Origin of the sequence: Collinsella aerofaciens (genome assembly GCF_015560135.1) — a bacterium.
Classification (GTDB): domain Bacteria; phylum Actinomycetota; class Coriobacteriia; order Coriobacteriales; family Coriobacteriaceae; genus Collinsella; species Collinsella aerofaciens_AN.
This window is the reverse complement of record NZ_JADMRH010000009.1, coordinates 57,939-78,095: the sequence shown is the minus strand read 5'-3', so window position 1 is coordinate 78,095 and position 20,157 is coordinate 57,939. Positions and strand designations below refer to the sequence as shown.

Below are 20,157 nucleotides of genomic sequence, written 5' to 3'. Positions count from 1 at the left end.
CACGTGCGGCACGTTAGAATAGAAAAGACTATGCTCGTTTTGGCAGATAGGAGCGCAAGGATGGCGATCACGCCCGCAGAAATCGCGGAAACCCGCGGCATGGTTGAGGAGCAGAACCTCGACATCAGGACCATCACCATGGGTGTTTCGCTCATGGGTTGCGGCGACGAGAACCTCGACCGCATGTGCACGAAGATCTACGACCACGTGACGCACACGGCTGAGCATCTGGTCGAGACCGCCGAGAACCTCGAGCGCGAGTACGGTATCCCCATCGTCAACAAGCGCGTTTCCGTCACCCCGGTGGCGCAGATTGCCGCGTGCTGCAAGGATGAGGACCTCACCCCCATCGCGCACGCCCTCGACCGCGCGGCCGAGACGCTCGGCATCGATTACCTGGGCGGCTTCTCCGCACTTGTCCAGAAGGGTATCGGCGACGCCGACCGCCGCGTCATCCAGTCCATCCCCCAGGCGCTCGCCACCACGAGCCGTGTCTGCTCCAGTGTCAACGTCGCCAGCCTGCGCGCCGGCATCAACATGGACGCCGTGCTTATGGCCGCCCAGACCATCATCGATGCCGCTAAACTCACGGCCGACCAGGATTCCGTCGGCGCTTCCAAGTTTGTCTGCTTTGCCAACATGGTCGAGGACTCCCCGTTTATGGCGGGCGCCGTCCACGGCGGTGGCGAGGCCGACGCCGTCATCAACGTAGGCGTATCGGGCCCCGGCGTTATGGCCGCAGCCCTGGAGACGCTGCCCGATTCCGCATCGATGATGGAGGTCGCCGAGAAGATTAAGCAGACCGCCTTTAAGATCACCCGCGCCGGCGAGCTCATGAGCCGCGAGGCCGCCCATCGCCTGGGTGTCGAGAAGGGCATCGTCGACCTGTCGCTGGCTCCCACGCCTGCCATCGGCGACTCCGTCGCGCGCATCCTCGAGATCATCGGCGTGGGCACCTGCGGTGGCCCGGGCACGACTTGCGCGCTCGCCATGCTCAACGATGCCGTCAAGAAGGGCGGCGTCATGGCCAGCTCCAGCGTGGGCGGTCTCTCCGGCGCCTTTATCCCCGTGTCCGAGGACGCCGGCATGATTACCGCCGTCGAGGCCGGCGCGCTTTCGCTCGAGAAGCTCGAGGCCATGACCTGCGTGTGCTCCGTTGGCCTGGACATGATCGCCATCCCCGGTGACACCCCGGTCGAGACCATCGCCGGCATCATCGCCGACGAGATGGCCATCGGCGTCATCAACAACAAGACCACGGCCGTGCGCGTGATCCCCGCCATCGGCAAGGGCGTGGGCGACTGCGTCGAGTATGGCGGCCTGTTTGGCCGTGCACCCATCATGCCGGTGAACCCCAACGCCGGCACCGTGCTTGCCCACCGTGGTGGACGTTTCCCGGCGCCGCTGAACTCGCTGAAGAACTAGCTGAGGGGACTGGCGAGGAGCCCCGGGGAGGGCAAATATATAAGGTCGCCTGCTCGGACAGTCCTGACTCGCACGGAGAGCACATTAAGTGCTCTCCGGCTCGTGCGGAACTCGCGATCGACCTTATATATTTGCCCTCCCCGGGGCTCCCGCACATCTCAACCTTGGCTGGGTTCTATCCCGGTTGCAGTTGCTTCGCTCCTGCACCACTTGGCTGGTATGGCGGTTTGGCGTTGGATCGGTTCTTTCTGATATATGCTGGTTGCGGCTCTTCTTTTGGGAGGGGTCGCTTTTTTGTTGCTAGGAGGTTGGCCCGTGGTTGATGGGGATGCTCACTCTGAGCTTCTTTCTGCTGATTGGAATCAGGAATGGATGCGTCTGCAGGCCGCTCGGCATCGGGCTGATGATTCTTTTGAGTGGGATAAGCGGGCTCGACATTTTCGTCCGTTGGAGACTGCCCCATATGCTCGGGATTTTATGAAATTGCTGGCGCTTGAGCCCGGTGAATCGGTGCTGGATATGGGATGTGGGGCTGGGTCGATTGCTATTCCGCTTGCGCAAGACGGGCATCCCGTGATTGCAGCTGATTTTTCCCCTGCCATGTTGGGCACCCTTGATGCTGGCATTGAGTACTATGGGCTCGAGGACCTGATTACGCCGCTTGAACTTGCTTGGGACGATGATTGGGATTTGGTTGGGCCGGTTGCCAAGACTGTGGATGTTGCCTTTGCCAGTCGTTCCGTCACCACCAATGACCTAAAAGGCGCGCTTGCCAAGCTCGACCGCACGGCTCGCCGGCGTTGTGCCGTCACGATGGTCGCCAACTCCAGCCCGCGCTATGACCTGCACGTGATGAACGCCATTGGCGCCTCGGTTACCTGCAGTAATGGCTTTGTGTATGCCTTTAACATTCTCATTCAGATGGGTGCCCTGCCGCAGGTTACGTACTTTGAATCGCCTCGTCGCGACACCTTCGATAGCCTTGAGGCGGGCGTAGCGGACTTCTCCCGTATGCTCGAACATGGCAACGAGGATAAAATCGACCGTCTGCGCGACTACATCGCCCAGCACATGGTCGAGAATCCCCATGCCGGCGAGCCGGGATCCAAGGGCGTGCCGCAAGGGCGCTACATGCTCGACCACGTCCGCAAGGTCCGTTGGGCGTTTATTGCATGGGAGCCGGTCTCTTCGAGCTGTCCATAGACCGCTTTCGGCTGCCGTACACGTCCGCCTGCAACCCGCGCTGTTCTCCCGCTCGGCATCCGCATTCTTTTTGAACTGGGCAAACACGCCCCACACCACGCCGTTCCTGCGCTATCGTGGGACAGCTCACGTAGATTAAGGCCCCATCGCGGGGCGCCCCATAACATAGAAAGCGAGAACCCATGGCACTGACAGGAGCCCAGGTCAAGCAGCTTCGCAGCATGGCCCATCACCTCAACCCCGCCATCATCATCGGCAAGTCCGACATCAACGAGGGCACCGTCGAGCAGACGGTCGCCTACCTGGAGAAGCACGAGCTCGTTAAGTGCTCCGTACTCGATGGTTCCAGTCTTTCTGCCCGCGAGGCCGCCGAAGAGCTTGCCGATCGCTGCCATGCCGAGGTCGTCCAGGTTATCGGCCGCAAGTTCTCGCTGTATCGTGAGTCCTCGCGCAAGGACATCGAGAAGATTAAGCTCGTCTAAGAGCCAACGATCCGGCGAGCCAACATACATCAAGCTTGTGAGCGTCCGAGCAATTCGGACGCTCATTTTTTATCGCTCGACGAGCACGCGGTTAAGCCTGCCCTCGACCAAGCGCTCGTACAGACGCCGCGTCTCGGGCTCGGGCACGCCATTGACCTGCTCCCTCAGGTGATGCATATGCCCACTGTACAGCTCGACGATATCGCGTCGTCGCCCCGCCGCGCCGTAGACGCGCATAGCGCAACGCACCATGTCCTCGCGCGCCGTCTCTTGCCGCAGCCCCGACTCCACCAGCCATACCGCCGACTGCAGGTCATTTTCTTCTAGGGCGGCATTCGCGCCCCGAATCATGCAGTCGATATACTTCGATTCCATAATGCGCCTCATACGCAAAAAGTAGGTGGGATTACAGCCATTGGGAACATACAACGGGCCGGCGTAAAGCTGCTCGATCTTAAGGCACAGCTCGATCAGATGGGGCCCGCGCGCACCCGTGCGATTTCCCAAAACTTCGCGGCTTATCTGATCAAACAACCGCACGTCGGTCTTGACGTAATCGCCGTTAAGCCCAATGCACTCGTTTTGGATCAGCACACACGACTTGCCGTCCGGTGTCGGCCCCAAGGCCGAACGCAGGCGCGATATCGTCGAGTACAGATTGTTACGAGCGCTATTGAACTCGGCGTGGGGCCACAGCTCCATAGCCAGCGTCTCGCGGTCGACCAGCGCATCCATGCCCAGCGCAAGCCGCTCGGCAAGCGTCGCCGCTTTCTTGCGGCGCCACATCTTATCCGTGATGGGAAACCCGTCGCGCTCGGCGCGAAACGCCCCAAACATGCGAATCTCGATATGGCCAATCGCATCGACACCCTCGGCATCGCCGGCCTGGAACAGACGCTCGCCTTCGCCCTCAAAGTCGTCACGCAGCGAATACCGCGACAGCTCGCGCACCGGGAGCTTCTTTCGAATTCTAGCAGCCGGCTCACCCAGACAATGCATCGCAAGACGCGCAAACAGCCGATACGACGGATCCAAAATCCCTGGGCGGTTCATGGACATCCAGGCTGCAAGGTCGCTATCGCGGCCAGCGGAGGCCAAATGCAGCGCCACCATCCAAGCCTCGGCACCACCGACCTGCGTCCGACTCAAATCGAGCAGCTCTGCCTCTTCACGCACCGATACCATCGATGTATTGCGTAAGTACGCCGCGCGCTCTAGCAGCAGTGCGTTGTCGCGTATGTATCCAATCGATTCCTCGGCAAGCCTGAGCACCTGCACCGCACGGAATTTGGCATTGACCGGACGCCCCTCGGCCAGCGACTGCCAGCCTTCCAGTATCAAGCCAAACAACTGGACTTGATTGTCACGCACACGCACGGCAAAACGGTCGAGCTCATTGAATGCCTGCTCGTCGGTCACCGGCATGCCGGCAAACAGGCGCCGCGCCGATAATACCATGCGCACCCAGATGGCGAGTGCTCGGATGTCACGCGCTTCGAGTGCCTCGAGCGTCAGGGCCATCTCGTCATCACGCTCGTCAGTCCCTGCATACGACCCATCAAATAGCTCCGTCAACATGCGGTCCGCCCGCACAAACGTCCTCGCGATATCGAGCTCACAATCGTAGGCCTTATCCGTTTTGAGCCCCGCGAGGATCTCACCACCCTTCGCCCGCTCGGTCAGCCCATGCTTTATCTCGACATGTGCGGACAGCATGTCGAGTGCGGCACAGGACGCCTCACTTTCCAACGCTGTATGACTTGCCGGAAGCCCCAGACCACTATCTCCATAACAGGCGGCCGTAAACGCGTGCGCCACCTTCCACGACACGGGATCGAGCTCGCAAATCGCTTGCTCGCCCGCACGCTCGATAATTGAGGCCATATACCGCGCGAGCTTTGTATTGGAGACGCTCACCGCCGCCAGATAGATGCCGAGCGCCTCGTCAGGCGTCGGCTCCGATGCCTTACCATCTGCCTCGGTCTTTCCCAGCGCCGCGCGGCAGACATCCACTCCATGCCCCGTCAGGGCCAGATCGACCCCATACTGCCCGGCAAGCTCCAACACCGCACTGCGGTCCAAAAACGCGTCGGCGAGGTCCATCGCGGTATCGCAGCGCCCCGCTTTAATCAATATACGCGCCGCCCGTACAACGAGTTCGGGGCGAATTTCGGCGACCAGCTTGCGCAATCGCAGGCGCGCGTTGTCCTCGGTACCCAAGCAGGTAAAGCTCCGGTCTGCCGGATCAACGCCAAAAATGGGATAATCGCGGACGAGATAGGACTGGTCAATCGCCGAAAGCCTAACACCGCAAGCCTCGAGCTCCGAAATATTGCCCTCACCCATTAAGACCATCAAGCATGCCACACTAAACAGGGCGTTGTTCTCGAGCGACGCCAGGTCAACAAGTGCCGCACCGTAGATATTGACGATCTCGTTTTCGAGCATCTGGGCAACGTCTCCCTGCCCGTATAGTCCCGACTGCATAGCCGAGACGAGCTCGGGCACGCCCTGCGTAAGCTGATAGAAGTCGAGCGATGTGCTGATCGAAAACGCCGATGCCCACGCCGAATACTCATAGGCATGCACCTTGAGCATCTGCGCGTTGACTTTAATCGAATCGCCCAGTCCATGAATCAGCTGGCGATTCGAGGGACGGCAGCTCATAAAGACCCCAACCCCCATAGCACGCAGGCTTCGGATTCGGTCGATCAGCTCCTCGGTCTCGCTCTGGCTGAGGTTAGGCACGTTATCGATTGCGATCAGGGAGTGCGGCTTGTCCTTAAGCTCTTCGGTAACGACCTCGAGCTGCATAAACACCTCGCGCCCAATGGCGCGGTCTGCCTCAATGATCCGCACGGGACCTCGCGTCGGATCGTTTTTAACCTCTTGGGCATACTGCAGCAGCACCGAGGTTTTCCCAAAGCCATCAGGCGCGTAGAGGACTACGATGCCGGCCTTTCGGCCCTTGGCGATAAGTTCGTTCATCAAGCGATCGCGCCGCACCGTATAACTACTGCCCAGCGGCATAAGCTCGAGGTCGTCCGTATTGCCCAAATCGTTAACCATGCCCGCTCCTCAACTCGACCACATGGACACCGTAACGCTAGACCATATGTATCGCTAGATGAATAGAGCGATGCTACGGTTTAGGATGTTTGTTGGTACGCAAATGGCAAGTTTTTGTTCAGCGTGGTCCGATTGAAACTTATCCCCCAACCAATCAGTCTTTGCGCAGGTCAATGCGCTTGCCAGCTTGTCCCATCCTTTGGCAGTGTACCTCAAATGAGCGCTGTTCAATTGTGTTGCGCAACTCACCTAGCGCCAGCTACCGTCTGCGACCTTTTCATAGCATTTATGCATAGTATCTGTTATGGAATGAATCATGCTGCACCAGACGCACCCGTCCAGTTCGCGGCCAGATTTTCGTCAAGCACACGGCGCGCGCTCAGCAAAAAGGCCCCCGCAAAGCGGAGGCCTTAGGCAAGGCTATGTCGAGCTGCAGGATTCGCGCTACTCGCAGAGCGAAAGGGCGGCCTCGTCGGCAACGACAACGCAGTTGGTGTGCAGCTGCAGAATCGAAGCCGGGCACTCGGGCGTAACCGGACCATAGCACATGTCATGCACGGCCTGAGCCTTGGCCTCGCCGTTGGCGACGACCAGGATCATGCGGGCATACATGATGGTCTGGGTACCCATGGTGTAGGCCTGACGGGGAACATCGTCGATGCTGTCGAACAGGCGGCTGTTGGCCTGAATGGTGCTCTCGGTGAGGTCGACGCAGTGCGTGCCCTTGGAGAAGTGGTCATCGGGCTCGTTGAAGCCGATGTGGCCGTTGTTGCCAATACCGAGCAGCTGCAGATCCGGGTAACCGGCCTCGGCGACAATCTTGTCGTACTCAGAGCAGGCAGCGGCGGCGTCGGGGTTGGAACCGTCGGGCACATGCGTGTTGTTCAGGTCGATGTTGATGTGATCGAAGAAGTTCTCACGCATGAAATAGTGATAGCTCTGGGGATCGTCGTGCGAAAGGCCGCGATACTCGTCCAGGTTGTAGGTGCTGACCTCGGCAAAGTCGACGTCGCCCTTCTCGTACCAAGCAGCGAGCTGCTTGTAGGCACCGATCGGGGTGGAGCCGGTGGCAAGGCCCAGCACACAGTCGGGCTTGAGGATAACCTGCGCCGAGATGATATTAGCGGCCTTGCGGCTCATATCCTCGTAGTCTTTAGCTTTAATGATCTTCATTACGCGTCCTTTCTCGTACAAGAGAGGCAAGGCTCCCTTACAAGCACTTGCCCGCGGCCCGCGTCGGCCGCAACCAACGTGTGCGGCCACCAGGGCGAGGTCGCGTAATGTATGTGTCTCGTGTCTAGCCGCGTCGAGGCCCCTGCCCGTCCACGGCGACCCGAAGCTGTTTAGCCTCGGACGTTTCCCATCTTGCCACGGAGGGCGTCCTCTTTCAAGGGCGCCCTCCGTAAACGTGTTTGAATTGTAGGCTAATGGCCACGTGCACTTGCTAGCGCTCGCGAGCAACGATGAGCTGGTCCATCTCTTCGACATGCACACCAACGGAGCCCTTGATACTCGAGAACTCAACGGAGTTGCACACCAAGATGGGAACCGTCACATCGTAGCCCTCGGCAGCAATTGCCTCGCGATCGAACTCAATGAGTACATCGCCCTTATGGACGATGTCACCCACTTGCGCATGTACGGTAAAGTGCTTGCCCTCGAGCTGAACAGTGTCCAAGCCAACGTGGATGAGCACGTCCAAGCCATCGACCGTGTTGAGCGCAACGGCGTGTCCCGTGGGAAAAATGGCCTCGACCTTGGCGTCTGCCGGCGCAATCACGCGCGTACCCGTAGGCTGAATCGCCACGCCCTGGCCCAAAAGGCCGGTGGCAAATGTCTGGTCATTGACCTCGGACAACGGAATGACGTCGCCCGAGATGGGAGCATCCAGCGTAAGGACTCGACCACGCATACCAAAAGACCTTAGGACTTTAGTGAACATGCTCCCCCTCGGACATACCAATCGACCAAAATAGCCTTAACAGTTTACCACTTGGCACTCGTTTTTGACCATTAGGGAAGTTCGCGCTTGACAACCTCGACGATGTCGTCGACAACGCGCTGGGTCAGCTCGTGCGTCTCGGCCTCGGCCATAACGCGGACCAGCGGCTCGGTACCGCTCGAGCGCACCAAGATGCGGCCGCGACCATTGAGCTCCTTCTCGGCGGCAGCGACGGCATCCCAGATGGGCTGGCAATCGTCCAGGCCGGCCTTGTTGTCGGAATGCACGTTGACGAGTACCTGCGGGTACTTCTTCATGATGCCGGCAAGATCGGTGAGGGTACGACCGGTGCGCTTGAGCACGGCCAGCAGCTGCAGAGCCGTCACCAGACCGTCACCGGTGGTGTTGTGCTCCAGGAAGATGATGTGGCCGGACTGCTCGCCGCCGATGACGGCGCCATCCGCGAGCATACGCTCCAGAACGTAGCGATCGCCCACGGCGGTCTGAACCATCTCGAAGCCCTGCTCCTTCATAGCGATGGAGAAGCCCAGGTTGCACATGACGGTCGAGACGATCTCGGAGTTGGCGAGCTTGCCGCGGGCGGCGAGGTCAGAACCGCAGATAGCCAGGATGTAGTCACCGTCGATCTCATTGCCCTCGCTGTCCACGAACAGTACGCGGTCGGCGTCGCCGTCGTGGGCCAGGCCGATATCGGCGTGGGTGCGCAGCACGAGCTCGCGCAGGGGCTCAAGGTGAGTGGAGCCGCACTCAACGTTAATGTCAGTGCCACAGTAATCGGTGTTGATGGCATGGACCGTGGCACCCAGGCGCTGCAGCGCGGCGGGCGTGGTCTGGCAAGAAGCACCATGACCGCAGTCGACGGCAACGACCAGGCCATCGAGCCTCAGGCCATCAAGCGTATCGATGGCGTGGTCGACGTATGCCTTGCGGGCGTCTTTCATCTTGATGATGTGGCCCACGCCGGCACCGGTCGGCAGCGTGTCGGCAGCCATGGCCTCCTCGGACATGACCCAGGCGCTGATCTCTTCCTCGACCGCATCGGGAAGCTTCATGCCCTTGCGGCTAAAGAACTTGATGCCGTTGAACTCCGGCGGATTATGCGAAGCAGAGATGACGATGCCGCCGTCGAGCTCGTTCTGGACGGTGAGCAGCGCCACGGCAGGCGTGGGGATGACGCCGCAGCAGTGCGGACGACCGCCCTCGGCCATGATGCCGGCAGTCAGAGCGCTCTCGAGCATGGTACCCGAAAGACGCGTGTCGCGGCCGACGCAGATATCCGGACCAAGGAACTTGGTCGCCGCGCGGCCCAGGCGAAACGCGAGGTCGCACGAGAGGTCGGCGTTGGCGACGCCACGGACGCCGTCGGTACCGAAGATGTTCTGGGGCATAGGATCGCTCCTTCCCTAGCAGGCGATATGCAACCGCCCACCCTAGTCGAAAAAGAAAAGCGGGACCCGCCGAGGAATCGGCAGGCCCCGCTTGTACATTGTATCTCGAAAGGAGATAAAACCTTAGCGCTTGGAGAACTGGGGAGCGCGGCGGGCCTTCTTGAGGCCGTACTTTTTGCGCTCGACCACGCGAGCATCGCGCGTAAGGAAACCGGCCTTCTTGAGGTCAGCACGGTAGTCGCCAGCGTTCAGAAGAGCGCGAGCGATGCCCAGGCGCAGAGCGCCGGACTGACCGGAGATGCCGCCGCCATCGCACAGAGCGATAACGTCGAACTGACCGGCGGTGTCGGTCACCTTGAAGGGAGCAAGGGCGTTCTCAACGAGCTGATGACGGCCGAAATACTGCTCGGCGTCACGCTTGTTGATGGTCACCTTGCCGGTGCCGGGGACGAGACGGACGCGGGCGACGGCGTTCTTACGACGGCCGGTACCCTGGTAGACAACGGTGTTCTCAGCCATCTTTAAGCCTCCAGCTCAATCTTCGTGGGGTTCTGGGCAGCGTGCGGATGCTCGGCACCAGCGTAGACCTTAAGCTTGGTCATCTGGGCACGGCCGAGGGTGGTCTTGGGCAGCATGCCGCGAACGGCGCGCTCGATGACCTTCTCCGGGTGCTTCTCCATAGCCTGGCGGAAGCTCTCAGCCTTGAGGCCGCCGTTGTAGCCGCTGTGGCGATAATAGGTCTTCGTGTCTGCCTTGTTACCGGTAAGCTGGACCTTATCGGCGTTGATGACGACAACGAAGTCGCCGCAGTCGCTGTTGGGCGTGAACTGGGGCTTGTTCTTACCGCGCAGGATCATTGCGATCTGGGTGGCAAGACGGCCCAGGACAGCACCATCGGCGTCGACGAGAACCCAGTTGCGCTGGACCTCGCCCTGCTTGGCGTAGTGAGTCGATTTCGAAATCACTTAGACTCCTCCATGTACAGTACGTGTTGTTACAGAGATTCACGGGGCTCTGCAAGTAACCCGTCCATATTACCCCGCTCGCCGCCCGAGTCAACAGGTATTTTGGCTCCGACCAGAGTTTCTGCACATGTCGTCCATGGGCCGTTGTATTGCGACGCTAACGCTCGACGAACTCCTGGATTTCCGCAAGCAGGCGCTTTGCCTCCTGGCGGCCCTGAATATACAGGTCGAGCAGCTTTGCCGGATCGTGCTCAACATGACCGACCTCGACCGGCTTTTGCGGAGCGACAACCAGGGCGCGACCCTCGCGCTCGTACTTCCACAGATGCATGCGCCGGATGTTGTAGCGGTCGTGACGTGTCTCGATGGCCTCGAGCAGGTAGGGGTAGTCGGCATAACGAGCACGCGCTGCCGGCATAAACTCGTAGGGCTTCTTTTCGTACGAGCGGTCCTGGGTGACGATGACGACCGCGCGGTCGAAGCCAGCCTCCTCGAGCACATGCTCGATAGGAACCGAATCCGCCACGCCGCCATCGACGTATTTGTGCCCGTCGATCTCGACCGGCGGCGTCACCAGCGGCAACGAAGTCGAAGCGCGCACGGCATCGAGATCGAGCACAGCGCTTTTAACCGGCAGGTAGGCAGCGGTTCCAAACAGCATGTCCGTCGCGACGGCATACATCTCGATGGGGCTGGCGTCGAACGTCTCGTTGTCAAAGGGATCCAGGCGGTCCTGGACGTCGTTGAAGATAAAGTCGTAGCCGACGATGGAGCCCGTGGACGCAAACGATGCGGCGCCCATGAAGCGGCTGTCGTTGCAGAAAGCCAGGTTGATGCGGTTGGCACGGCCGATCTGGTGCGACTTGTAGTTCACGCCGTTGAGGGCGCCGGCCGATACACCATATACCGCCGGAATCTCGACGCCGGCCTCCATGAGAACGTCGAGCACGCCCGCGGTAAACTGCCCGCGAAAACTACCGCCCTCCAAGACGAGCGCGACCTTGCCGGCGTTTTTTGCCTTATCTTCTGCAGTCATGTTGACCTCCTGCGATTGCGTTTTGGCTTTCTTCTACCCAGTTTTGGGATGGCGAGCGCGCAGGTTTTGGAGCAGAGTTCGATTCTCCGCGGTACGGGGGGATCCGTTGATGCTGGGCGAGGCCAGCTGAGATTCGATAAACATCGCATCCGTTTTGAGTCGGAAGTTTGCGCGGAGAATCTGCGTATTTGCTTCGCAAATCCGCACCGGCTTCGGCCGCCTGCCGGCGCCCTCGCCCGCTCGCTACAAACGCTCCGCGTTTGCTTAACGCTCGCGCCCTGCATAGAGTTCGATTCTCCGCGGTACGGACTAGAAATAAAAAGGCAGGTAGATATGAGTATCTACCTGCCTGTTACTTATGGTGGAGGCGCGGAGAATCGAACTCCGGTCCACGAAAGCCCCCTGATTGGCATCTCCAAGCTCAGTCGCTGGTTTAGTCTCGGACGCTTTGCGCGCAGCGACACGCTCGCGGCGTCCTAACCGGTTCGGTCTTAGCCTGCGCCATACCGATTACGTGCGCAGGAGCATTCCCCTGACATGACGTCGCGCCGGTGTCGGGGAAATCACCGGGTTGACGCGCCGCTATAAACTAAGCAGCGAGAGCCATAGGCTCAAAAGAAGAGTTGTTGTCAATTCAATTTGACGGTACCCCTGTTTAACGAGGCGAGGAGACCTCGGCTTGCTTCCTCTCTCAGAGCTATCGTGTCGAAACCAGTCGCCCCCGAATGTCGGGAAAGTCTGGATGGTATCGGGCCTGCAAGCACCCGATAACCGTCGACTTTTCAAGGAACATGCGGGGCGAGCCCCGCTTGTGAAGTGTTATCTTACCACGTTCTGAAAGCGGACAGCTGTTCTATGCACGAGCTGTGAAGACCCCAATGTGTGCCACACTTCGCACTTTTGCTACCGAACACGTCACGTATATTTTCGCCAAGCAAAATTGACCCGTCGAAAGGACCGTTATGGATACCAAGCAGCAGCTCGTCAATGCCCTCGCAGGCCTGGGCTCAACCATTACCGAAGCTATGGATGTCATCGAAGGCTTTGTCCCCTGCGGGCATCCCGCCCTCACGGTATCGAACGCACTCGTCGCGCTGGACGCTGACGATGATGCAGCTCTCGCCCAGCAGCTTGAGACCGTCGAGGGCTTTATCGACCACGTGAGTGAGAACCGCGGCGTGACCGCCTACCACGGCATCGAGGTCGAGCTCGCGGGCCCCAAGGCCGATCTGCTCGCAGCAATCCGCGAGGTAGGCGCCCTTATGCAGACCGCAGGCGTCAAGAACACCCAGGTCAACGAGTGGGTCTACCGCAGCCTGGCAGCACTAAACGATTCCGACGATAAGGCTACCGAAAAGCTCACCGAAGCTCCCGTCATTAAGGCCGAGCTTTTGTAATTTAAGGATGCGTGGCCTTCTGAGCGCTGACGTTCCGAAGGCCACGCAGACAGCCAGGCGCTAGCAGGACACCCGCCCACCGCGTTCGGCCAAAGCAAAAATCGGCATCATTTGGCGCGGGGTCTTTGCTGCAAGATCGGCATGGTCGAGCAGTTTGTGGCCATTGGTCACCAAGTAATCGACCTGTGCGCGCTTGCACGCGGCGAGCACCAAGTTGTCCTCGTAATCGCGATGGAGCGCTAAGTATTTGTCGGCCAGCCACAGATCGGATGCATCAGCACCCACGGCCGTGGCGTTTTCGGTCATGTTCCGAACAAACGCCAACGCTGCATTGCCAATTGCACGGGCAGATGCCTCGTCGAGCGCTCCCCCGCTGGCAAGAACGCTACGCTTCAGCTCGTGTTGGACAACGTACAGCACGTCCTTGGCGATATGCACCGGAAAGAACAGCAACGCCCCCGTCTCCGTCGCCTGCCCAATAAACGCACGCGCGGCAAGCGACTCGGCATGGTCGACGCAAAACGAATCGACCCATACATTGGCGTCTACCATGATCTTGAGAGGCGTCCCGCTCACTGGACCATCCCCTTTTGGCGATAATGCTCATCCATGGCTTCGGAATAGATTGTGTCCCAATCGCGATCGTCGGATACAGGCGACGTAGCGATGCCCAGGTCCGCGTAAAGCCGGTCTGCCGCTGCCCACGACGCGACGAACGGAGCATCGGGCGCGACGACCTGCTTCCGGTCGTCGACGGCCGCAAGCACTTCCTCGCACTGCCCGCCACCCTGTGCGACCTTGGCCACGACCTTTTTGATGAGCTCGGGCAGTGACCCGCCCGAAAGCCGCAGTGCCTCCTCGGCACGGTTCTTGACCTGGCGATCCACGCGAACGTTCACCTGCGCCATGCCGCTAACAGCACCCACGTCGATCCCGCTCCCTTCAATTGCTAGCCATGCTAGCACCACTATATATAGAAGCTAGCACATGGTCAAATGCAAAAGGCCTGCGCCTGGACGACATCGATGCCGTCCAGGCGCAGGCCAGATAACGTAGACGAACACGTCTGCTAGCGCAGATATGCCTTCGCGTTGCTCAGGCTGTAGGCAATCGTCGAGCCGTTATGCAGCAGCGAGGACGCCTGCGGGGTAATCGCGCCGGTAATACCCAATGCCAACAGCGCCGAGTTGGTGAGCATCACCTTGGAATACGAACTCGTCAGACGGTCGATAAGCCCCTGACTCATGCGGCGCAGGCGCACGATTGCGGCCAGATCGGTATCCGCCAGGATGATATCGGCGACCTCCTTGGCGATGTCGCTTCCGCCACCCATGGCCAGACCCACATCGGCCAGGCCCAGCGCCGGTGAGTCGTTGACGCCGTCGCCCACCATGGCAACGTGGCGCCCCTCGCGCTTAATCCGCGCCACATAGGCGTACTTGTCCTCGGGCAGCAGTTCGGCCTTAAACTCGTCGACCCCTGCCTCGCGAGCAATGCGCTCGGCCGTGCGCTCCGAGTCGCCCGTGAGCATGACCACGTGCTTAACGCCCAACGCGTGCAAGTCGGCGATGGCCTCGCGAACCCCGGGCTTAAGCGGGTCCTCGATACCGAGCACGCCCACAACGGTGCCATCGACCGCCAGGTACAGCGGCGACAAGCCCTGCATCTGGGACTCAATGCGCTCCTTAATGTCGGACTCGAGTTGCGCGCCCTCATCCTCGAATACAAAGTGCGCCGAACCGATGATGGCGCGACGCCCTTCGATGGACGAAGCGATGCCGTGCGCCACGATGTACTCGACCGCAGCGTGACGCTCGCGATGCTCGAGCCCGTGCTCGTGAGCAGCGTTGACCACGGCACGCGCCACCGGATGCGGGAAATGCTCCTCCAAGCAAGCGGAAAGGCGCAGGATCTCGTCCTCGCTCCAGCCATCGGTGGTGAGCACGCAAGCCAGGCGCGGCTGAGCCTCGGTCAGCGTGCCGGTCTTATCAAAAACGATGGTGTCGGCCTTGGCAAACGACTCAAAGTACTTCGCGCCCTTGACCATGACGCCCATCTTGGCGGCGTCGCTCATGGCAGTCATGACGGCAACGGAACCCGTGAGCTTGAGCGCACACGAGTAGTCGACCATCAGCGCCGCCGAGGTCTTGATGAGGCTACGGGTGGTGAGCGCGACAAGGCCCGCGAGCAGGAAGTTCCACGGGACGATCTTGTTGGCGAGGTCTTCCATGTGCGACTGGCCCTCGGACTTGAGCGAGTCGGCCGTCTGCACGAGCGAGACGATCGAGCGCAGTTTGGTTTGCGCCGTATTGGCGCGCACACGCACCAAGATGCTGCCGTCTTCCACGACGGTGCCGGCGAACACGTCGTCGCCTGCGCTGCGCTCGACGGCCAGCGGCTCGCCGGTCAGGGTCGCTTGGTTGACCATGGCGCTCCCCTGCTCGACCACGCCGTCGATGCAGATAGACATGCCGGTGCGCACGGCGACCAAATCGCCGGGCTCGAGCTCGGTCGCAGCAACGCTTACCTCGGTGTCGCCGACCACTTTTTGTGCCTTATCGGGCACATCGAGCAGCGAGTTGATGAGCTCGTTTTCGCTCATGGCGCGGGTGTAGTCCTCGAGCAGCTCGCCCACGTTGAGCAGGAACATTGTCTGGCCCGCGGTGTCGACATCACGCTTGACGAACGAAATGCCGATGGCCGAAGCGTCGAGCACGGGAACGGTCAGGCGCGGCTGCGCCAGCTCATGAAGGGCAGCGCGCAAAAATGCCATGTAACCGGCCACGACAAATACCGCACGCAAAGGCGTCGGCAAGAACCAGCGACGTGCGTAATGAGCACCGACGAGTGTCGCCAGATCCATAACGAGTTTGTGCTTGCGCGGCTCGAGTTGCATCACGTAGCCCGACTTGGCATCGGCGATAGCTTGAGCATCGAGTGCGCCCAAGGCGTCGAGCACGCTCGCGCGGCGTGGCTCGTCGTACTCCAGCGCCATCTGGCCAATGCGGCCATACACGCGCACCCTGTGCACGCCGTCGATATCGCCGCTGAGCTTAAGAAGTGCATCGAGATCGCTCTCTGGCACAGGACCCGCCAATTGAAGACGGGTCCTGCCGGGGATCTCGCTAATAATCGAGAATCTCATAGTTTGTGCCTGGGAGCGTTACTCGGCTGCCTCGTCAGCAGCGGACTCGCTCTGGGTGATGTAGGCAGCCTCGGCAACCATGTCGTCGACATTAGCCTTGGCCTGCTCGACCATGTCCTGGTAGCCGTTCTTGATGCGCATGCCGCACGCGATACCCTGCACGCAGGCATTCTTGACCGGAGCGCTGGTAAGCAGCTTGATGCCGGCCGTGCCAAGCAGAAAACCGCCACCGACAAGCAGGGTGTTAAACGTCGACTTCTTCATGTTGCTTCTCCCTTTTGCCGCACAAGCGCGGCATGGTGCCTTAGCACCCGAGTTCATTAGTTTGCTCGAGCACGCTTTTGAAAATAGTTTAGTATAACTATTTGGTCAACAATGGCTAACTTTTTGGAAACTATGGGGATGAACTCAATATGACAAAGGGATTGTCCCTTTGTCACATTCCTACAGCTGCCAGGCAGCCGCTTCCTTTTGCAGTGCGACCATACGGGCAAATTCTCCGCCCGCCGCCTTAAGCTGCGCCGGAGTGCCCTGCTCGGCAACCACACCATCCTTGAGCACGACGATCTTGTCGGCATTTTCCACCGTACGCATACGGTGGGCAATAACGATAACCGTCTTACCTGCAAGCAAACGGGAGAGTGCCTGCTGTACCACGGTCTCGTTCTCCACATCCAAGCTCGCCGTCGCTTCATCCAGCAACACGATCGGCGCGTCCTTGAGCAGCGCACGGGCGATAGAGATGCGCTGGCGCTCGCCGCCAGAAAGCTTGGAACCATTCTCGCCGATCATGGTGTCGTAGCCCTGCGGCATACGACTCACAAACTCGTCGCAGTTGGCGGCACGCGCGGCCGCAAGCACTTCCTCATCGTTGGCATCACGACGCCCGAGGCGGATGTTTCCCATCACTGTGTCGTCAAAGAGCAGCACGTCTTGGAACACAATGGCGTAGTCGCGCAGGAGCACCTCGGGATCGACGCCCGCAACATCCACGCCACCCACGGTGACCGTGCCTTCGGTAGCATCCCAAAAGCGCGCGGCCAGGCGGCTCACCGTAGACTTACCGGAACCCGAAGGACCGACCAGTGCCGTGACCTCGCCTTCCTTGGCGGTAAAGCTCACATCGGTCAAAACCTTCTCGCCGGCGCGTCCGTCGCTGCCCGCACCATAGCCAAATGCCACGTGATCGAACACCACGTCATGACCCACGGGTTCAAACTGCTCGCTGCCCCGCGCCACGGGCTCCTCCATGATGGAGCGCATGCGCTTGGCCGACGACTCGGCGGCAAACAGCTCGGACATCAGCATCAGTGCCTGATCGAAGGGCGCATAGATGCGGCTCACCATGAGCAGGAAGGCAAACATCACCAAAAAGTCGACCTGGCCGGAGGCGACCATCGCAGCGCCCGTGACCAACGTGGTGGCAATCCCCAGGCGCAGGATGGCAAAGGCGGAGTTGACCAAAAGCCCATTGGCGAGCTCGCCTTTGGTGGTCTCGCGCTCCTCGGCATCGATCACGGCGTTGAGCCCCTCAAGATAATGAGCCTCCTGGTTGGTGGCGCGGATCTCGCGCACGCAGCCAAGCGTCTCCTGGATCGCCTCGGTGACCATGACCTTCTCGGCGCGCACGCGGTCGAACACCGGGGTCATGGGCCCGCGTGTCAGATACAGCACGGCAAAGGCCACGGGCACGCTCCAAAACGCCGCAATCGCCAGCTGCCAGCAAAAGAACAGCGACGCCACGAACACGATGGCGCTTGCGATGATGGCGCCCCAGAGTTCTCCCAGCACATGGCTGTAGGCATGCTCCATAGTCTGAACGTCGCCCATGATGGTTTCGGTTAGATCGGCCAGATCGCGACGGCCGAAAAACGACAACGGCAGTTTGCGCAAGCGCTCGGCAATCCCCATACGCTGCTTGCCGCACTCCTCGTAAAAGATGCAGTAGGTGTAGTAATACTGCTGCCAGTTAGAGGCAAAGAGCAACACAAAAAAGACCAGGAGGCCGCCCACGATCGGCAGGGCATCCGGCAGGTCGGCACCGGTGACGAGATGCTCGACAAAGCCGGTCATGACCAGGAACAAAAAGCCCATGCCGGCCATGGTCACAAGATTGGTGAGCGTGGTCCAGAAAATGCCACGTTTTACGCCGGCGACGCCTTTATCGGATAGGAAATACTTCTTTTGGAATGAGGCGAACATTTAGGCCTCGCCTCCCTTCGTGACGGCGGCATCCGCGGTCGCAGCAGTAATCTTCCAGCTCGCTGCCTGTTCGTATTCGGCCCACATCTTGGCATACAGACCCTCTTGGGACAGCAACTCGGCATGGGTACCCGACTCCTGCACGCTGCCCTGGTTGAGCACCACGATTTGGTCTGCGCCCACTACAGTCGAGAGTCGGTGCGCAATCATAATGACCGTGCGACCCGCCGCCAGCTTGCTAAAGGCGCGCTGGATGAGCGCCTCGTTCTCGGGATCGGCAAACGCCGTGGCCTCATCGAGCACCACGATAGGCGCGTCTTTAAGGATTGCGCGGGCGAGTGCCACGCGCTGGACCTCGCCGCCCGAAAGATATGCTCCGCCGGCACCGAGCATGGTATTGATGCCCTGTGGGAGCTTGGCCACAATGTCGTCGCACTGAGCTGCGGAGAGGGCCGCACGCACTTCGTCGTCAGTGGCCGTAGGCTTGGAGGCGCGCACGTTATCGGCAAGTGTTTGCCGGAACAGCTGGTTGGTCTGGAACACGAAGGCGACCTGGTCCATAAGCTCGTGCGGATCCATATCGCGAACGTCCACACCGCCTACGAGCACTCGACCCGAGGAAACATCCCAAAAACGCGGGATCAGGCTTGCACAGGTTGACTTACCGCCACCCGAGGGACCCACCAGGGCGAGGGTGCTACCCGCGGAAACGCTAAAACTCGCATGGTTGACGGCAGGCGCTTCGGCGCCCTCGTAGGTAAAGCTCACATCCTCAAATCGCACGTCGCTGCCGGCAGGGTGCTTGGGTTGGGCGGGCACGGAGAGCTGCTTGGAATCCATGATGCTTCGGATGCGAGCCAGCGAATCGGCACTCATCTGAGAGGCCTCGCCCACAAACATGAGCTTGGTCATGGCCGTCGGTACCACGGCCGAAAATATCGCGTAAAACGTGAAGTTTGCCATAAAATGCGGGAAGTCCGTCTCGCCCGGCGCCAACAGCAACGCCGCGGGCAGCAGGAATGCCACAAGACCATTGAGCGCGGTAAGGTTGAGTACCTGTGGACCTCGGCAGAACGTGCCCGCATAGTTTTGTGCCATGTCGGCGTATTCGGCGATCGCATCGTGGAAGGCCTTAAAGGAGTAGACCGTCTGCTGAAACACCTTGACCACGGGAATACCGCGTACGTATTCGGTGCCGGTCTTGTTCATCTTGACCAGCGCTCCCATGTAGGCCTTCATGAACTCGGCGCCTTTGCCGCTCATCATGGTGGCCATGGCGCCAAACGAAACGACGACCGAGATGAGGCATGCCGCGCCCAAGCGCCAATCGAGGGCGAAAAGCAGCACGAGCAAGCCCACGACCATGGCGGCGGCGCCGGCGATATCGGGCAGCATGTGCGCGAGCAGGGTCTCGGTAGAGGCGGCGCATCCGTCTACAACACGACGCAGCTCACCGGTGGCGTGCGTGTCAAAGTAGCCAAGCGGCAGCTTAAGCAGGTGCTCGCTCGTAGTCTTGCGGATATTGGATGCGCAGCGAAACGCAGACAGGTGCGTGCACATGAGCCCCACGAAATAAACTACGATGCTTGCCAGGGCAAAACCCACTGCCCACCAGCCATACATCGCGATATCGGTGGCTTCGCTCCAGTTAGGTGCCACAGCGATAAGATCGCGCGCGACAAGCCAAATGCACACGAACGGGCCAAAGCTCAGCAGCTGCGAGAGCGCCGAGAGCGCCATGCCCAAATACGTTAGGAATTTACGGTCGCCGGCATATGCAAGCAGCTCGCCGATGCCTCCACCTTCCTTTTTTGATTCCTTTGCCATGAGATTCCTTTCTAACGGCTTGAGAGTTAACCGTAATGAACTTATCATTGGCATG

At 60.1% G+C, this 20,157-nt stretch carries 17 protein-coding genes and 1 other RNA gene; 4 read left to right on the top strand and 14 right to left on the bottom strand.

Annotated elements, in window-relative coordinates; translation table 11 throughout:
* Positions 1 to 60: 60 nt before the first annotated feature.
* The 3 genes from I2H19_RS05545 to I2H19_RS05535 all read left to right on the top strand — a co-directional run bounded on the left by I2H19_RS05545 (position 61) and on the right by I2H19_RS05535 (position 3,110).
* Complete coding sequence (locus I2H19_RS05545) at positions 61 to 1,425, top strand: PFL family protein (RefSeq protein ID WP_195621861.1); 1,365 nt, start codon at positions 61 to 63, stop codon at positions 1,423 to 1,425.
* A 477-nt stretch (positions 1,426 to 1,902) separates the two neighbouring features.
* Entirely contained in the window at positions 1,903 to 2,628 is a 726-nt protein-coding gene (locus I2H19_RS05540; protein WP_195621859.1) for a methyltransferase domain-containing protein, read from the top strand.
* A gap of 182 nt (positions 2,629 to 2,810) precedes the next feature.
* On the top strand, positions 2,811 to 3,110 hold the full coding sequence (locus I2H19_RS05535; RefSeq protein WP_117583334.1) for a YhbY family RNA-binding protein: 300 nt from the start codon (positions 2,811 to 2,813) through the stop codon (positions 3,108 to 3,110).
* Between the two features lie 69 nt (positions 3,111 to 3,179).
* Here the strand turns inward: I2H19_RS05535 and I2H19_RS05530 are convergent, their stop codons facing one another.
* The 8 genes from I2H19_RS05530 to ssrA form a co-directional block, all read right to left on the bottom strand.
* Positions 3,180 to 6,179 carry a BTAD domain-containing putative transcriptional regulator gene (locus I2H19_RS05530; protein ID WP_195621857.1) on the bottom strand — a complete coding sequence of 1,000 codons (3,000 nt, stop codon included), beginning with the start codon at positions 6,177 to 6,179 and terminating at the stop codon, positions 3,180 to 3,182.
* Between the two features lie 444 nt (positions 6,180 to 6,623).
* Complete coding sequence (nagB, locus tag I2H19_RS05525; protein ID WP_022094631.1) at positions 6,624 to 7,352, bottom strand: glucosamine-6-phosphate deaminase; 729 nt, start codon at positions 7,350 to 7,352, stop codon at positions 6,624 to 6,626.
* Between the two features lie 271 nt (positions 7,353 to 7,623).
* Entirely contained in the window at positions 7,624 to 8,091 is a 468-nt protein-coding gene (locus tag I2H19_RS05520) for a PTS sugar transporter subunit IIA (protein ID WP_306421699.1), read from the bottom strand.
* Positions 8,092 to 8,192: 101 nt separating this feature from the next.
* The gene (gene glmM, locus I2H19_RS05515; protein WP_195621855.1) at positions 8,193 to 9,530 is read right to left on the bottom strand and encodes a phosphoglucosamine mutase; all 1,338 of its coding nucleotides are present in this window, start codon (positions 9,528 to 9,530) and stop codon (positions 8,193 to 8,195) included.
* Between the two features lie 123 nt (positions 9,531 to 9,653).
* Entirely contained in the window at positions 9,654 to 10,049 is a 396-nt protein-coding gene (gene rpsI, locus I2H19_RS05510) for a 30S ribosomal protein S9 (RefSeq protein ID WP_022094634.1), read from the bottom strand.
* 2 nt (positions 10,050 to 10,051) lie between these two features.
* Positions 10,052 to 10,495 (bottom strand): 50S ribosomal protein L13, encoded by a 444-nt coding sequence (gene rplM / locus I2H19_RS05505; protein ID WP_022094635.1) that lies wholly within the window; start codon positions 10,493 to 10,495, stop codon positions 10,052 to 10,054.
* A 157-nt stretch (positions 10,496 to 10,652) separates the two neighbouring features.
* On the bottom strand, positions 10,653 to 11,531 hold the full coding sequence (locus I2H19_RS05500; protein WP_195621853.1) for a patatin-like phospholipase family protein: 879 nt from the start codon (positions 11,529 to 11,531) through the stop codon (positions 10,653 to 10,655).
* A gap of 359 nt (positions 11,532 to 11,890) precedes the next feature.
* Positions 11,891 to 12,254, bottom strand: a transfer-messenger RNA (tmRNA) gene (ssrA, locus tag I2H19_RS05495).
* A 239-nt stretch (positions 12,255 to 12,493) separates the two neighbouring features.
* Here ssrA and I2H19_RS05490 point away from each other — a divergent pair.
* Complete coding sequence (locus I2H19_RS05490) at positions 12,494 to 12,928, top strand: hypothetical protein (RefSeq protein WP_195621851.1); 435 nt, start codon at positions 12,494 to 12,496, stop codon at positions 12,926 to 12,928.
* Between the two features lie 60 nt (positions 12,929 to 12,988).
* On the opposite strand, the gene I2H19_RS05485 is transcribed toward I2H19_RS05490, so the two are convergent.
* From I2H19_RS05485 to I2H19_RS05460, 6 genes are all read right to left on the bottom strand, one after another.
* The gene (locus tag I2H19_RS05485; RefSeq protein WP_195621849.1) at positions 12,989 to 13,504 is read right to left on the bottom strand and encodes a type II toxin-antitoxin system VapC family toxin; all 516 of its coding nucleotides are present in this window, start codon (positions 13,502 to 13,504) and stop codon (positions 12,989 to 12,991) included.
* The gene (locus tag I2H19_RS05480; RefSeq protein WP_195621847.1) at positions 13,501 to 13,854 is read right to left on the bottom strand and encodes a hypothetical protein; all 354 of its coding nucleotides are present in this window, start codon (positions 13,852 to 13,854) and stop codon (positions 13,501 to 13,503) included. The genes I2H19_RS05485 and I2H19_RS05480 overlap by 4 nt, the downstream gene beginning before the upstream one ends.
* 143 nt (positions 13,855 to 13,997) lie before the next feature.
* Positions 13,998 to 16,013, bottom strand: coding sequence for a heavy metal translocating P-type ATPase (locus tag I2H19_RS05475; RefSeq protein WP_271745854.1), 2,016 nt, complete (start codon positions 16,011 to 16,013; stop codon positions 13,998 to 14,000).
* A gap of 78 nt (positions 16,014 to 16,091) precedes the next feature.
* Positions 16,092 to 16,337: a DUF6110 family protein gene (locus tag I2H19_RS05470; protein WP_195621843.1), complete on the bottom strand. Its 246-nt coding sequence runs from the start codon at positions 16,335 to 16,337 to the stop codon at positions 16,092 to 16,094.
* 180 nt (positions 16,338 to 16,517) lie between these two features.
* Positions 16,518 to 18,275, bottom strand: coding sequence for an ABC transporter ATP-binding protein (locus I2H19_RS05465; protein WP_195621841.1), 1,758 nt, complete (start codon positions 18,273 to 18,275; stop codon positions 16,518 to 16,520).
* Positions 18,276 to 20,102, bottom strand: coding sequence for an ABC transporter ATP-binding protein (locus I2H19_RS05460; protein WP_195621840.1), 1,827 nt, complete (start codon positions 20,100 to 20,102; stop codon positions 18,276 to 18,278). It lies immediately after the preceding gene.
* Positions 20,103 to 20,157: the final 55 nt, after the last annotated feature.